The 13,539-nt window shown below is 64.2% G+C and carries 14 protein-coding genes and 1 tRNA gene; 6 read left to right on the forward strand and 9 right to left on the reverse strand.

Features of this window, described 5'->3' with window-relative positions; genetic code table 11:
• Positions 1 to 4 precede the first annotated feature (4 nt).
• The 3 genes from QTI04_RS09880 to lptF are packed head-to-tail and all read right to left on the reverse strand — an operon-like array spanning position 5 to position 2,584.
• The gene (locus QTI04_RS09880) at positions 5 to 373 is read right to left on the reverse strand and encodes a sirohydrochlorin chelatase (RefSeq protein ID WP_286598833.1); all 369 of its coding nucleotides are present in this window, start codon (positions 371 to 373) and stop codon (positions 5 to 7) included.
• 4 nt (positions 374 to 377) lie between these two features.
• Positions 378 to 1,484: an LPS export ABC transporter permease LptG gene (gene lptG / locus QTI04_RS09885; protein ID WP_286598831.1), complete on the reverse strand. Its 1,107-nt coding sequence runs from the start codon at positions 1,482 to 1,484 to the stop codon at positions 378 to 380.
• Entirely contained in the window at positions 1,481 to 2,584 is a 1,104-nt protein-coding gene (gene lptF / locus QTI04_RS09890) for an LPS export ABC transporter permease LptF (RefSeq protein WP_286598830.1), read from the reverse strand. The genes lptG and lptF overlap by 4 nt, the downstream gene beginning before the upstream one ends.
• Positions 2,585 to 2,605: 21 nt before the next feature.
• Here lptF and QTI04_RS09895 point away from each other — a divergent pair, with 21 nt between their 5' ends.
• The 4 genes from QTI04_RS09895 (at position 2,606) to QTI04_RS09910 (ending at position 6,278) form a co-directional block, all read left to right on the forward strand.
• Complete coding sequence (locus QTI04_RS09895) at positions 2,606 to 4,099, forward strand: leucyl aminopeptidase (RefSeq protein WP_286615403.1); 1,494 nt, start codon at positions 2,606 to 2,608, stop codon at positions 4,097 to 4,099.
• Complete coding sequence (locus QTI04_RS09900) at positions 4,096 to 4,533, forward strand: DNA polymerase III subunit chi (RefSeq protein ID WP_286598826.1); 438 nt, start codon at positions 4,096 to 4,098, stop codon at positions 4,531 to 4,533. The genes QTI04_RS09895 and QTI04_RS09900 overlap by 4 nt, the downstream gene beginning before the upstream one ends.
• Positions 4,533 to 4,949 carry a hypothetical protein gene (locus QTI04_RS09905; RefSeq protein ID WP_286598824.1) on the forward strand — a complete coding sequence of 139 codons (417 nt, stop codon included), beginning with the start codon at positions 4,533 to 4,535 and terminating at the stop codon, positions 4,947 to 4,949. The genes QTI04_RS09900 and QTI04_RS09905 overlap by 1 nt, the downstream gene beginning before the upstream one ends.
• 123 nt (positions 4,950 to 5,072) lie before the next feature.
• On the forward strand, positions 5,073 to 6,278 hold the full coding sequence (locus QTI04_RS09910; protein ID WP_286598822.1) for a branched-chain amino acid ABC transporter substrate-binding protein: 1,206 nt from the start codon (positions 5,073 to 5,075) through the stop codon (positions 6,276 to 6,278).
• Positions 6,279 to 6,348: 70 nt separating this feature from the next.
• Here the strand turns inward: QTI04_RS09910 and QTI04_RS09915 are convergent, their stop codons facing one another.
• The 4 genes from QTI04_RS09915 to QTI04_RS09930 all read right to left on the reverse strand — a co-directional run bounded on the left by QTI04_RS09915 (position 6,349) and on the right by QTI04_RS09930 (position 8,478).
• Complete coding sequence (locus QTI04_RS09915; protein WP_286598821.1) at positions 6,349 to 6,738, reverse strand: response regulator; 390 nt, start codon at positions 6,736 to 6,738, stop codon at positions 6,349 to 6,351.
• 193 nt (positions 6,739 to 6,931) lie between these two features.
• Positions 6,932 to 7,022 (reverse strand) — tRNA-Ser (locus QTI04_RS09920).
• 59 nt (positions 7,023 to 7,081) lie between these two features.
• On the reverse strand, positions 7,082 to 8,014 hold the full coding sequence (locus QTI04_RS09925) for an SPFH domain-containing protein (protein ID WP_286598820.1): 933 nt from the start codon (positions 8,012 to 8,014) through the stop codon (positions 7,082 to 7,084).
• A 32-nt stretch (positions 8,015 to 8,046) separates the two neighbouring features.
• Positions 8,047 to 8,478 (reverse strand): NfeD family protein, encoded by a 432-nt coding sequence (locus QTI04_RS09930; protein ID WP_286615405.1) that lies wholly within the window; start codon positions 8,476 to 8,478, stop codon positions 8,047 to 8,049.
• A 109-nt stretch (positions 8,479 to 8,587) separates the two neighbouring features.
• On the opposite strand from QTI04_RS09930, the gene QTI04_RS09935 reads away from it, so the two are divergent.
• Positions 8,588 to 10,858, forward strand: coding sequence for an arginine/lysine/ornithine decarboxylase (locus tag QTI04_RS09935; RefSeq protein ID WP_286598818.1), 2,271 nt, complete (start codon positions 8,588 to 8,590; stop codon positions 10,856 to 10,858).
• On the opposite strand, the gene QTI04_RS09940 is transcribed toward QTI04_RS09935, so the two are convergent.
• On the reverse strand, positions 10,859 to 11,728 hold the full coding sequence (locus tag QTI04_RS09940; protein ID WP_286598816.1) for an EamA family transporter: 870 nt from the start codon (positions 11,726 to 11,728) through the stop codon (positions 10,859 to 10,861). It abuts the gene before it with no gap.
• A gap of 267 nt (positions 11,729 to 11,995) precedes the next feature.
• Here QTI04_RS09940 and QTI04_RS09945 point away from each other — a divergent pair, with 267 nt between their 5' ends.
• Complete coding sequence (locus QTI04_RS09945; RefSeq protein ID WP_286615407.1) at positions 11,996 to 12,553, forward strand: fasciclin domain-containing protein; 558 nt, start codon at positions 11,996 to 11,998, stop codon at positions 12,551 to 12,553.
• 20 nt (positions 12,554 to 12,573) lie between these two features.
• Here QTI04_RS09945 and QTI04_RS09950 read toward each other — a convergent pair whose 3' ends face one another.
• Positions 12,574 to 13,467: a DNA ligase gene (locus tag QTI04_RS09950; protein WP_286615730.1), complete on the reverse strand. Its 894-nt coding sequence runs from the start codon at positions 13,465 to 13,467 to the stop codon at positions 12,574 to 12,576.
• Between the last annotated feature and the right edge of the window lie 72 nt (positions 13,468 to 13,539).

Consider the following 13,539-nt stretch of genomic DNA (forward strand, 5'->3'; position numbering starts at 1 on the left):
GAGATCAGGATTCCAACGCCTTTCTTGCCAGCAGTTCGATCACCTCGGGCTCTTCGCCCACCGCCCGCGTCAGCGAAAAGTCGACCGTCGGATGCAATGCACGCAACTCGTCCAGCAGGCGGGGCAGGTCCTCGCGCACATGCTTGCCCATGCCGAGGAAGAGCGGCACGACCCGGATCGCACCCGCGCCGTCTGCGATCAGCCGGGCGGTCGCCGTGCGCAGGTCGGGCTCGATCAGTTCTAGGTAGGCGCAAACGACCTTGACCGAAGGACCCAATTCAGCGACCCGCCGGGCGACTGCCTCCACCGGCGCGCGCCATCGCTCGTCGCGCGATCCGTGCGCAAAAAGAACGATGCCTTGCAGCGCAGCCATGGAATTAGCGCCGCAGCACCAGCCAGCTGAACGCTGCCAGCGACATCACCGAATAGATCAGGCCGGGTGCGGCCGCCGTTATCCACGGCCACCAGTTGCCGAGGTTGCCCAGGTAGCCGAAGACGTTGTTCAGCAGGAAGAAGCTGATGCCGATCATCACGCCCCCGAACACATAGGTCGTGATTCCGGACTGACGGAAATGCAGGTACGCAAAGGGCAGCGCAAGCACGACCATCACCAGGCACGACAGCGGGTAGAACACCTTGCGCCAGAACTCGATCTCATAGCGCTGCGCGGTCTGGCCGTTGGCTTCGAGGTGGCGTATGTATTCGAACAGGTCGAGCGTGCGCATGCGATCCGGACGGAGCAGGGCAACCGACACCATTTCAGTGGTCAGCGAGGTCGGCCACTCCAGCATGGGAATCTTGGTCGTGACGATGCGGGGTTCGCCGGGGCCGCGCGTGTCGTACTCCTGGCGCTCCACGTCGACCAGCGTCCAGTGGCCGTCGTCGGTGTGAGCGGAGGCAGCTGCCACCTGCGACAGGATGAAGCCGTTCGGTCCGAACTCGAGGATGCGCGGATCCTTCAGCATGCCATTGCGCGACATGGTGGCGACGTTGACCGCGTAGGAGTTTTCGCCTTGCCTCTCCTTCAGCCAGGCCCCCGTGTTCCCGACGAAGGAGTAGACGTTCTGAAAGCGTGCCTTGAGCAACTGGGCTGTCCGGTCCGAGGCCGGTGCGATGTAGTCGCCGATAGCAAACGTCAGCACCACGAAGCCGAGCCCCAGCAACAGCAGCGTCCGCAATGCGCGCCAGGGGCCGAGACCGCTGGTGCGCAGGATCGTGTATTCGGAACTCTGCGCAAGTCTCGCCATCACGAAGATGGTGCCGATCAGCACCGCGATCGGCAACAGTTCGTAGAGGTGGCTCGGGATCAGGAGCGTCACGTAGACCAGTGCCTGTCCGGCACCGTAGCCGAGACTTTCGGGGCGGCCGATCGATTGCAGTTCGTCGACGAAGTCGAAGAAGAAGAACAGGCTCAGGAAGCCGAGGGCAACGAAGGCAACGGCCTTCACCACCTCGACGTAGATCAGGCGACGGATTGTTTTCACGCGTGGGGTGTCGTAGCAGTTCGGGCGCGACGCGACGGGAGGCCCCAGTTGAAATGTCGTTTCGCCAGCCAGAGCACGCCGATGAGGAGCGCGCCGCCATGTAGGGCCAGCATGAAGCCGCCCATGCTGAACCGGCCCGAGCCAACCCAGTTCTGGCCCAGGTTGAGCATGTTGTAGTAGACCACGAAGGCGAACAGCGCGAAGAGCAGGTTGCCGCTGCGTCCCACGCGCGGGTTCACGCTCGAGAGGGTCAACGCCAGCAGGACGAAATTGACCGCAGCGAACAGCATGCCGATGCGCCAGGCCAGCTCGCCTCGGTTGACGAGGTTGGGGTCGCGCAGCAGCGTCAACGTGGTGCGGGTGCGCACCGGAGCGGCGTCCGGCGAGCTGTCCAGGCGGCCGCCGACCTTGGCGCCGTAGGTCTCGAATTCGCTGATCTTGATGCCGTCCGGCGTGAGGGGCCTCTCCAGGCGCTGCCCGTTGTTCAGCAGCAGGTAGCGGACGCCGTCGATGTCCTCCATCCGTCCGCTGCGTGCGGACGTGATGATCTGGAGATTCCGTTCGATCGAGGAGATGAAGACGTTGTTGGCCGTGGCGCTGTCAGGCGTGTCCTTGTCGATAAAGAACACGCGCAGGCGTCCGGACGACTCGCGGAACTCGCCCGGTGCGACTCTCTCGATGTCGCTGCGGCGCTCGTAGCGCTGGCGCATGCCCTGCGTCTGCGAGTTGGCCCAGGGCCATCCGACCAGCGCCAACACGGCGATGAGCAGCAGGATCGGCCATGCGAACTGGTAGAGCGGGCGCAGGAACTCGGCCAGGCCCCGCCCGGCGGAGAACCAGATCACCATCTCACTGTCGCGGTACATGCGCGAGAGCGTGCCGACGATCGAGATGAAGAGGCAAAGCCCCAGGATCGTCGGCATGTAGCCGAGCACGGTGTAGGTCATCACGAGGAAGACCTCGGAGGGATTCACGCTGCCCTTGGCCGCCAGGCCGAGCGTGCGGATCAGCATCATCGTCATCACGATGGTGACCAGAACCACCAGCGTGGCCCCGAAGCTGCGCGACAGCTCCTTGCGTATAGAGGAATGGAATAACATCGTCGAGGGAAAAAAAGGATTATGGACTTTCAACTCAAGACTCTCTCCATCGCCCAGGCTGCCACGGAAAAATGCGATGTCCTCATCGTGCTCGTGGCGTCCGGATCCACCACTTCCAAGGATGCGCTTTCTGCACTGATCGCCGACGCCCGCAAGTCTGGTGACATGCCGGACAAGGCCGGCAAGCTGCTCGCGCTCTATCGTCCGGCCGGCGTGACCGCGCCGCGCGTGGTGCTGGCGTCGGTAGGGGACGGCAAGTCGTCGTCGGTCCGTTCGACCGTGATTGCGGCCGTCAACGCGGCGAAGGGGTCGAGTCCCAAGCGCGTGGCCATCGTGTTCGCGCAGGCTGCGGACGCGGCCGGTGTCGGCGGTGCGGTGATCGCGGCGGCCGACGCCAGCTATGTCTTCATCACCACCAAGTCGAAGGCCGAGACCCGGACGATTCGCCACCTGAGCATCGGCGTGACGGATGCGGGGCCGCTGCGCCAGGCTTTCGATGAAGCCACCGCGACCGTCGCGGGCATCGAACTCGCCAAGGAATGGGGCAACCGTCCGGGCAACTACTGCACTCCCGCGCTGCTGGCCGATGCAGCCAAGGAACTGGCCGAACTGCCGAACATCAAGTGCGAAGTCCTTGGCCCCAAGGAAGTCGCCAAGCTCGGCATGGGCGCGTTCTCCGCGGTCGCTCAGGGGTCGGCTGAACCACTGCGCTTCATCGTACTGCGCTACCACGGCGCACCTAAGGACCAGCCGCCGGTCGTTCTGGTCGGCAAGGGCATTACTTTCGACACCGGCGGCGTGTCGCTCAAGCCCGCTGCCGAGATGGACGAGATGAAGTTCGACATGTGCGGCGCCGCGAGCGTGCTGGGCGTGTTCCGCGCGCTTGGAGACATCCAGCCCGCCATCAATGTGATTGGCCTGGTGCCCTCGTGCGAGAACATGAACGACGGCCGCGCGGTAAAGCCGGGTGACGTCGTGACCAGCATGAGCGGGCAGACCATCGAGGTGCTGAACACCGATGCGGAAGGCCGCCTGATCCTGTGCGATGCGCTCACTTACGCCAAGCGGTTCGCGCCCGCCGCCGTGATCGACATCGCGACCCTCACAGGCGCCTGCGTGGTGGCACTGGGCGGTGTGCGCAGCGGCCTGTTCGCGAGCGACGACGCACTCGCGGGCGCATTGGCCGCGGCCGGCGAAGAATCCCAGGATCGCTGCTGGCGCCTACCCCTGGACGAAGACTACGCCGAGGGCCTGAAGAGCAACTTCGCCGACGTCGCCAACATTGCGGGCCGTGCGGGCGGTGCGATCACCGCTGCCAAGTTCCTGCAGCGCTTTACGGGCGACTTTCCATGGGCGCACCTGGACATCGCAGGCACTGCCTGGAAGAGCGGCGCGGCGAAGGGCTCCACGGGTCGTCCCGTGGGCCTGCTGTTGAACTACCTGCTGGGCCAGAGCTGGAAGGGCGACGTCAAGTCGCCAGCGCGCAAGGCCAGGAAGGCCCGGTCGGCGGCGTGACGGAAATCGACGGCCACTACAACATGCCGGACAAGGTGGGTTACGCCTGCCGGCTGCTTCGCAAGGCGGTCGCCGCGCATGGCGCGCGCCTTGTGGTTGTTGCCGACGGCGCGACGCTGGACGCCATCGACCAGGCGCTGTGGACCCTGATGCCGACCGAGTTCATCCCGCACTGCCGTATCGACGACGACGCTCACATCGTTGCGCGAACGCCGGTGGTGCTGGCCGAGAGTGGCGAGGCCTCGCTGCCCGACCGGCCCATCCTCGTGAATCTCGGCGCCGAACTGCCCGTGAGGTTCGAGCGCTTCGAGCGGCTGATCGACATCGTCAGCAGCGACGATGCCGACAAGCTCGCGGGCCGCACGCGCTGGCGGCACTACAAGGACCGTGGGTATGCCATTCGCACCCACCCTTACGGCGGGAGCGCAAGCTAATGACCCAGCGCACCCCGCCACGCTTCGTGCCGACACTGACGACAGTGCTCGAACTGCCGCCCGAAGCAGGGCGCGTCGCCGAAGAAGCTACACCGGAGGAGCCGCCGGAGCCCGCCGTGATCGAGCCTTCACAAGCGGTCGCACTGACGCCTCAGGCCCAACTCTCGGAAGCCGAGGCCTTCCGACTCGAAGAGCAATTGCTGCACCGCGTTCTGCAGCGCGTCGACCTGTCGCTAGAGGAGCGCGTGAGCGATGCGGTGTCAGCTGCCGTTCAGCAACACCTCGACAGGATGATCCCTGGTCTTCGCGCCGAAATCGAAGCGGTTTTGCGTGCGCTGGTGAGCGAAGCTTTGGCCCGCGAGCTTTCCGAGAACACAGGGTCTACGCCAGCTTTCGGCCCGCAATCCTTGGGCTAAACTGCGCGCCGGGTCGAATGCGCGAGGGCGCTGCGCATCCGCGGCGCGATACTTGCTCGGTCTTCGCGCCCGGATCGAAAGACCGGTTTTCAACTCTATTTATCAATGTTCTGGAGGTTTCCCATGCAATTGAAATGGACTGCGGTCGCACTGGCTGCTCTCGCGCTTGTGGCCTGTGGCAAGAAGGAAGAGGCTGCGGCACCCGCTGCTCCCGCACCGACTGCAGCGGCGCCGGCACCGGCAGCACCTCCGGCCGACGCGCTCGTCGTGAAGATCGGTCACGTTGCACCGACCAGCGGCGCCATCGCCCACCTCGGCAAGGACAACGAGTTCGGCGCACGCATGGCCGTCGAAGACCTCAATGCCAAGGGCATCAAAATCGGCGGCAAGGTTGCCAAGTTCGAACTGCTCGCCGAAGACGACGCAGCCGATCCGAAGCAAGGCACCGCAGTGGCCCAGAAGCTGGTCGACAGCAAGGTCAACGGCATTGTGGGCCACTTGAATTCCGGCACCACGATCCCGGCCTCCAAGCTTTACAGCGACGCTGGCATTCCGCAGATTTCGCCATCGGCAACCAACCCCAAGTACACCCGTCAGGGCTTCAAGACCACGTTCCGCGTGGTGGCTGATGACACGCAACTTGGCGGCACGCTGGGCAAGTACGCAGTCGAAACGCTCAAGGGCAAGAACATTGCCGTGATCGACGACCGTACCGCTTACGGCCAGGGCGTTGCCGAAGAATTCGAGAAGGCCGCCAAGGCTGCCGGCGGTACCATCGTCGGCCACGAGTTCACGACCGACAAGTCGACCGACTTCAACGCCATCCTGACCAAGCTGAAGGGCGCCAAGCCCGACGTTCTGTTCTTCGGCGGCATGGACGCTGTCGGCGGCCCGATGCTCAAGCAAGTCAAGCAACTCGGCATGAACGTCAAGTTCATGGGCGGCGACGGCCTGTGCACCGGCGAACTGGCCAAGCTGGCTGGTGACGCGATCGGCGAAGACATGGTCGTGTGTGCTGAAGCCGGTGGTGTGGACGGCGACTTCAAGGCTCCGCTGGATGCTTGGAAGACCAAGTTCAAGGAAAAGAACGGTGTTGAAGTCCAGATCTACGCGCCGTACGTCTACGACGCCGTGCAAGTGCTGGCCGCCGCGATGGAAAAGGCCGGTTCGTCGGATCCCGAAAAGTACCTGCCTGAAGTCAGCAAGGTCGAATACAAGGGCCTGACCGGTCCGATCGCGTTCGACGAAAAGGGCGACATCAAGAACGGTGCGCTGACGCTGTACACCTACAAGAACGGTGCGCGTACGCAAATCGCCGTGGTGCGCTGAGCAACTGCTGCTTCATGCTGAAAACAAAAAAGGGCCTTCGGGCCCTTTTTTCATGGTCGCGCGAAAATCGTCACAACGTTCGGGAGTGCGCGCGCTTGCCGTCGTTGCAATAGTCGAAAAAGGCATCCAGGTCCCTCGATTTATCGAACACCGCATCCGCGCCCAGCGCCATGCACCGTGCCCGGATGTCGGCATTGATGTAGTTGCTGAGCACCACTGCGCGCTTCGAATCGGGGCGGTTGATGCAACTGCGAAGCACGCCCAGTCCCGATCCTTCCTTGAGAAAGAGATCCACAATAAGCAACTGCCAATCGTCCGGATGGGAACTCAGCCAGATGACCGCGTCAGATTCGGACTCCGCCATGCCCACGACGGCGGCATCGGCCAAGTCTTCCAGCGCGGGGATCAAGTTGTCTCGAATGGTCCTGTTGTCTTCGACAAGGAATGTGAAGAGGGCCATGCGACTTCCTGCCAATACAAGGCTTCGAGACTAGCGCCTTGTTCGTTGAAATCCATGCGCATCGGGCGCGCCGTCACGTAGGAGAAAGCAGACGGAGATCGCGTCCGCCAGGTCGCGCCCACAAAAAAGCCCCGACATGCGGGGCTTTCAAGACGTTCCTGATGCAGGTGGAAACTGCTGGATCGGTTTTTCCTGGCGGAGCAGGCGGGATTCGAACCCGCGGAGGGCTATTAACCCTCACACGCTTTCCAGGCGTGCGACTTAAACCGCTCATCCACCGCTCCGAGCCCACGATTGTAGCAGTGGCCAGTGGCGTTTCTCCGGCGCTTGTGTCGAAAGCCTTTCACGCGGAGGCGGTCGTCTTGCCCGCCTGCACCATTCGCATCGCCGAAGCGATCAGGGCGGCGGTTTCATTCATATTGCTCGGCACGATCAGCGTGGTCGTCGCGTCGGCCGCGACCTTGCCGTACGCGTCGACAGCGCGCTCGGCCACCTTGAGCTGCACCGCCTGCTCGCCGCCCGGCTGCCGAATCGCGGCGGCGATGCGCTCGATGGCGCCCGCGGTCGCCTCGGCGACGGCGGTGATGGCAGCCGCCTCGCCCTGGGCGTTGTTGATCTGTGCCTGCTTTTCGCCTTCGGAGCGTGCGATGAAAGCCTCGCGCTCGCCGGTGGCAATGTTGATCTGCTCCTGGCGGCGGCCTTCCGAGGCGGCGATCAGCGCACGCTTTTCGCGCTCGGCCGTGATCTGGCGCTGCATCGCGTGCAGGATCTCGTTGGGCGGCGTCAGGTCCTTGATTTCGTAGCGCAGCACCTTCACGCCCCAATTGAGCGCTGCCTCGTCGATGGCGGAGACGATCTGGGAATTGATGATGTCGCGCTCCTCGAAGGTCTTGTCCAGTTCGAGCTTGCCAATGACGCTGCGCAGGGAGGTCTGGGCCAGCTGGGTCACGGCCACGATGTAGTTCGACGAACCATAGCTCGCCCGCATCGGGTCGGTCACCTGGAAGTAGAGGATGCCGTCGACCTGCAGTTGCGTGTTGTCGCGGGTGATGCAGACCTGGCTCGGCACGTCGAGCGGGATTTCCTTCAGGCTGTGCTTGTAGGCCACCCTGTCGATGAAAGGGATCAGGAAGTTGGGACCGGGCGTCATGGTGCCGTGGTACTTGCCGAGGCGCTCGCGCACCCAGGCGTTTTGCTGCGGTACGAACTTGATCGACTGGGTGATGACGATCACCGCGATCACCAGGATGACGAGAGGGACGACTGCGAATTCCATTGGATTGTTCCTGCCTTCTTGTGGTTTCTGACTCAGATCTTCTCGACGACGAGCCGGCTGCCGATCACCTCGGCGACCTTGTGTTCGCCGGTTGCCAACGTGCTCCCGTCGCGGGCCACGACGGTCCATTGCGCGCCACGGTAGCGGACCGTGGCGGTGCCATCGGCGTTCCAGGCGTCGACATGAACTCTCTCGCCGATGTCGAGGTTGACGTCCCGATTGGCGCCGGTCGGCGGCTCGGGCGGGCGCTTGCGGCGGATGGCGTGCCAGCCGATCACCGCGCCGAGGCTCACGACTGCCGCCACGATCAACTGCGTGCTCAGAGCGGCGCCGGCATGCGCCGACAGAGCCGCGGCGGCAAAGCCTGCGCTCATCAGCAGCAGGTAGACCGTACCCGTTCCGGACAGCAACTCGACCACGACAGCGGCCCCCGCTATCAACCACCAGATGGTGGAACTCGTCATGTCGATTCCTCTCTTTGTTGTAGGTTGAGGGGATTGTGTCAAAGCTGACCGGCGCCTTCATCTGAATTCCGTACACTTCGCGCCTATTTGCCAGTCGGGAGCCCCGCTCATGAAATTTCGCTTTCCCATCGTCATCATCGACGAGGACTTTCGCTCCGAGAACACTTCGGGGCTCGGTATCCGCGCGCTCGCGCAGGCTTTTGAGAGCGAAGGCTTTGAAGTGCTGGGCGTCACGAGCTATGGCGACCTGAGCCAGTTCGCGCAGCAGCAAAGCCGCGCCAGCGCCTTCATCCTGTCGATCGACGACGAGGAGTTCTCCGTCGGCCCCGACCTCGATCCGGCGGTGCTGAGCCTGCGCAACTTCATCGGCGAAGTGCGCCGCAAGAACGCCGACGTGCCGATCTACATCTACGGCGAAACCAAGACCTCGCGTCATATCCCGAACGACATCTTGCGCGAGTTGCACGGTTTCATCCACATGTTCGAGGACACCCCGGAGTTCGTGGCGCGCCACATCATCCGCGAGGCCAAGAGCTACCTCGAAGGCGTCCAGCCGCCGTTCTTCAAGGCGCTGATCGACTACGCGGAAGACGGTTCGTACTCCTGGCACTGCCCGGGGCATTCCGGCGGTGTGGCCTTTCTGAAGAGCCCGGTCGGCCAGATGTTCCACCAGTTCTTCGGCGAGAACATGCTGCGCGCCGACGTCTGCAATGCGGTCGAGGAACTCGGCCAGTTGCTCGACCACACCGGCCCGGTCGCGGCCAGCGAGCGCAACGCGGCGCGCATCTTCAATGCGGACCACTGCTTCTTCGTCACCAACGGCACCAGCACGAGCAACAAGATGGTGTGGCACCACACGGTGGCGCCGGACGACGTGGTGGTGGTCGACCGCAACTGCCACAAGTCGATCCTGCACGCGATCATCATGACGGGCGCGATCCCGGTCTTCATGAAGCCGACGCGCAACCACTTCGGCATCATCGGCCCGATCCCGAAAAGCGAATTCGAGCCGGCGGCCATCAAGGCCAAGATCGCGGCCAATCCTCTTCTCTCGCACGTCGATGCGAACAAGGTCAAGCCACGCGTGATGACGCTCACGCAGTCGACCTACGACGGCGTGATCTACAACACCGAGACCATCAAGAACATGCTCGACGGCTACGTCGACACGCTGCACTTCGACGAAGCGTGGTTGCCGCACGCGGCGTTCCACCCGTTCTACGGCGCCTACCACGCGATGGGCAAGCGCCGCACACGTCCGAAGGAATCGCTCGTATTCGCCACGCAGTCGACCCACAAGCTGCTGGCCGGCATCAGCCAGGCCAGCCACGTGCTGGTGCAGGACTCGCAGAACCGCGCGCTGGACCGCGACCTGTTCAACGAGGCCTATCTCATGCACTCGTCGACAAGCCCGCAGTACGCGATCATCGCGAGCTGCGACGTCGCAGCCGCCATGATGGAGCCGCCCGGCGGCACCGCGCTGGTGGAGGAGAGCATTCTCGAAGCGCTCGACTTCCGCCGTGCGATGCGCAAGGTCGAAGCCGAGTTCGGCAAGGACGAGTGGTGGTTCAAGGTGTGGGGCCCCGAGAAGCTGGTCGACGAGGGCATCGGGCGCGCCGACGACTGGATCATCAAGGGCGAATCGCGCACCGCGAAGTGGCACGGCTTCGGCAAGCTGGCCGACGGTTTCAACATGCTCGACCCGATCAAGTCGACCATCGTGACGCCGGGCCTGGATCTGAATGGCAAGTTCGCCAAGACCGGCATCCCCGCCAGCATCGTCACGAAGTTTCTGGCTGAGCACGGCGTGATCGTCGAGAAGACCGGGCTCTACAGTTTCTTCATCATGTTCACGATCGGCATCACCAAGGGACGCTGGAACACGCTGTTGACGGCGCTGCAGCAGTTCAAGGACGACTACGCGCGCAACCAGCCGATGTGGCGGATCATGCCGGAGTTCTGCCAGGCCCATCCGAAGTACGAGCGCCTCGGCCTGCGCGACCTGTGCCATCACATCCATGAGCTGTACGCGCGCTTCGATGTCGCGCGCCTGACCACGGAGATGTACCTGAGTGACCTCACGCCGGCGATGAAGCCGAGCGACGCCTTTGCGCACATCGCGCACCGCAAGACGGAGCGCGTCGAGATCGACCACCTTGAAGGCCGCATCACCACCAGCCTCATCACGCCGTATCCGCCTGGCATTCCGCTGCTGATTCCGGGCGAGGTCTTCAACAAGAAGATCGTCGACTACCTGAAGTTCGCGCGCGAGTTCAACACCGAGTGCCCCGGATTCGAGACCGATATCCATGGATTGGTGGGCCGCATCGACGAAACCGGCCGGAAGCGTTACTACGCCGATTGCGTGCGGGCGGCCTGATCAGGTCAGGCGCAAGGTCATCACGCCGGCCACGATGATCACCGTGCCGGCGGCTCGCTGCCAGCCGAACGCCTCGCGCAGGAAGAAGGTGCCAATCAGCGCGGCGAACAGCACCGACGTTTCGCGCAGCGCCGCGACGACGGCGACGGGCGCATGCGTCATCGCCCACAGCGCGATGCCATAGCTGCCCAGCGAGGCGAAGGTGCCGATGGCGGCGATCTTCCACCGACCAGCCATGTACGTGATGGCTGCGCGGCGCTGGCCCGGCCGCCGCCACAGCACCAGCAGCAGGTAGGGGATCCCGTCGAAGAGGAACAGCGCCGCGACGTAGGCAAACGCGTCACCCGACGCACGAACACCGATGCCGTCGATCACGGTGTAGAGCGCAATGATGGCGGCGTTGACCAGCGCGAAGCCGAGCGCCTTGCGCCGCTGCGCTTCATCTCCGCTGTGCAAGGCCGAGCGGGAAAGACCCAGCGTGACCACGCCCACGCAGATGATGGCGACACCCGCCCAGGCGGCCGCCGAGATGCCTTCGCCGATGAAGGCCAGGCTGCCCATGGCCACCAGCAGCGGCGCACAGCCTCGCATGACCGGGTAGGTGAGTCCGAGGTCGCCGTGCTTGTAGGCGCCGGCCAGTGCAATGTAGTAGCCCAGATGGATCACCATCGAGGCGATCATGTACGGCCACGCGACAGGCGCTGGCAACCCGGTGACGAATATCAGCGGCACCGCGACGAAGATGCCCATGCTGTGGATCAACGCGGTGTCGAGCGCCTTGTCGCGCCCGGACTTGATCAACGCGTTCCAGCCTGCATGCAGGAACGCGCCGCACAGCACGGCGAACACGATCGGACCGGTCAACGCCACGAGGCCGGCCGCTCAGGACAGAAGCGCAGCGCTGTCGGCTGGCTGGGTGGTTGTCTTCGGGGATTCGCGGGAGAGGACGGTCATCGATTCGGTCGTGAAGTTCTGCGTGCGACAGGTGGCGGTGATGGTAAAGGCGAGCCTTGCGGATTGTCCACCGCGGACAGGGGCACGATGCCTTGCGGCGGCGTCGGATCCAAAACGCTCGCCGTTGCGTATAGGTTGCAGCCGTCGCGCCTTTTGCGGCGGTTCCAACCTCAGGAGCCTTTCATGAAGAGCAGCACCCATCGCATCGCATCCGTCACGCTTGCAGTCGTCATGGCAGCCGGCGCGGCTTCGGCCATGGCGCAGGTCATGGTCGGAGGCGCGCCGATGTACCCGACCAAGGACATCGTCGACAACGCGGTCAATTCGAAGGACCACACCACGCTGGTTGCAGCGGTGAAGGCGGCCGGGTTGGTCGAGACCCTCAAGGGCCCGGGGCCGTTCACGGTCTTCGCGCCGACCAACGACGCCTTCGCGGTGTTGCCCGATGGCACGGTCGACATGCTGCTCAAGCCGGAGAACAAGGCGAAGCTGACGACCATCCTGACCTATCACGTCGTGCCCGGCAAACTCGACGCAACGGCCCTGACGAAGGAGATCATGGCCGGCAAGGGCATGGCCTCGTTGAAGACCGTTTCCGGCGGCACGCTCACGGCCAAGGCAAGCGGCGGCAAGGTGATGGTCACGGACGAGAACGGCAACACCGCGCACGTGACGACCGCCGACGTGATCCAGTCGAACGGCGTGATTCACGTGGTCGACAAGGTGCTGTTGCCGAAGTGATACGGCGGCTTGCGGGTGGCTCACGAATTCATGTCGTCGCGCACCCGCAGGAAGCGCGCGAACCTCGGCAGGCCCGAAGGGTTCGTGCCGTTGTAGCGGTAGCTGACCCAGGCGCCGATCGCGGGCGGATTCTCGCGTTCGGCGTCGCTGAAGCCGCTGCCGAGCTTGAAGCGCTTGCCATCGGGCATCTCGACCATCAGCGCACCCAGGCGGCCGGCGTGCTTGCCGCGCCCACCGATGTGCGCGACCACGCGGGCGTCGGCATCGTCGAAGGGCTTGACCTTGAGCAGGTCGGCATTGCGTTCGGACCGACAGGGCGACGCGCCGCGATGGAGCATCAGGCCTTCGCCGCCCATCCGCACCGTCTTGTCGAGCAGTGCCTGCAGCGCTTCATGCGTCGTGGCGCGCTGCTGCGGCACGGCGAACAGCCAGGTTGCGTCCGTGACGGGCAGCAGCTTGCGCAGTGTGCCGAGGCGTGCCGTGAAGTCACCGGACGCGGCAGGCAGGTCGAAGACCATGAAGCGGATCTCGCGCCAGGCAGCGTCGACCGGCGTCTGACTGCGCACGGTCGACACCGTGTGCGCAAAGCGACCTCGACCAGCCCACAATTCGCCGTCCAGGGGTATCGGCGGCAGCGGCGCCGTGAACCAGGGCGGCGCCGCGATGGGCTCACCGCCACGCGTCCAGAGTTGCATGCCGTCCCAGTAGCCGCGCACGCCGTCATATTTCTCGCTGACCCAGTAGTCGTCGAGCGGCATGCCTCGGCGGTAGACCTCGGCCAGCATGAGTGGTGGCGGTGGCTTCGAACCGTCCCGCGCCCATGCGTCGACAGGGCGGGACAAGGCGAAAGCGGCGCCGAATGTCGCCAGCAAGAGCGCGCGGCGGGATAAGAGCACGCGCGCGGCGCGGCCCATGGGAACAGAGAAACTCAAGATCAACTCCCCGGCATTTCTAGGTATGCCGGAATTATGGAGTTCAGATTCGGT

Source organism: Variovorax sp. J22R115 (genome assembly GCF_030317005.1).
In the GTDB taxonomy this organism is placed as follows: Bacteria; Pseudomonadota; Gammaproteobacteria; order Burkholderiales; family Burkholderiaceae_C; genus Variovorax.

What these genes read in the sequence shown, in the direction of transcription:
- QTI04_RS09915 (WP_286598821.1), bottom strand. Translation starts at nt 6,738, where the DNA reads ATGGCCCTCTTCACATTCCTTGTCGAAGACAACAGGACCATTCGAGAC.
- QTI04_RS09905 (WP_286598824.1), top strand. Translation starts at nt 4,533, where the DNA reads ATGACCCAGCGCACCCCGCCACGCTTCGTGCCGACACTGACGACAGTG.
- QTI04_RS09935 (WP_286598818.1), top strand. Translation starts at nt 8,588, where the DNA reads ATGAAATTTCGCTTTCCCATCGTCATCATCGACGAGGACTTTCGCTCC.
- QTI04_RS09930 (WP_286615405.1), bottom strand. Translation starts at nt 8,478, where the DNA reads ATGACGAGTTCCACCATCTGGTGGTTGATAGCGGGGGCCGCTGTCGTG.
- lptF (WP_286598830.1), bottom strand. Translation starts at nt 2,584, where the DNA reads ATGTTATTCCATTCCTCTATACGCAAGGAGCTGTCGCGCAGCTTCGGG.
- QTI04_RS09925 (WP_286598820.1), bottom strand. Translation starts at nt 8,014, where the DNA reads ATGGAATTCGCAGTCGTCCCTCTCGTCATCCTGGTGATCGCGGTGATC.
- QTI04_RS09910 (WP_286598822.1), top strand. Translation starts at nt 5,073, where the DNA reads ATGCAATTGAAATGGACTGCGGTCGCACTGGCTGCTCTCGCGCTTGTG.
- QTI04_RS09950 (WP_286615730.1), bottom strand. Translation starts at nt 13,467, where the DNA reads ATGGGCCGCGCCGCGCGCGTGCTCTTATCCCGCCGCGCGCTCTTGCTG.
- QTI04_RS09945 (WP_286615407.1), top strand. Translation starts at nt 11,996, where the DNA reads ATGAAGAGCAGCACCCATCGCATCGCATCCGTCACGCTTGCAGTCGTC.
- QTI04_RS09895 (WP_286615403.1), top strand. Translation starts at nt 2,606, where the DNA reads ATGGACTTTCAACTCAAGACTCTCTCCATCGCCCAGGCTGCCACGGAA.
- QTI04_RS09880 (WP_286598833.1), bottom strand. Translation starts at nt 373, where the DNA reads ATGGCTGCGCTGCAAGGCATCGTTCTTTTTGCGCACGGATCGCGCGAC.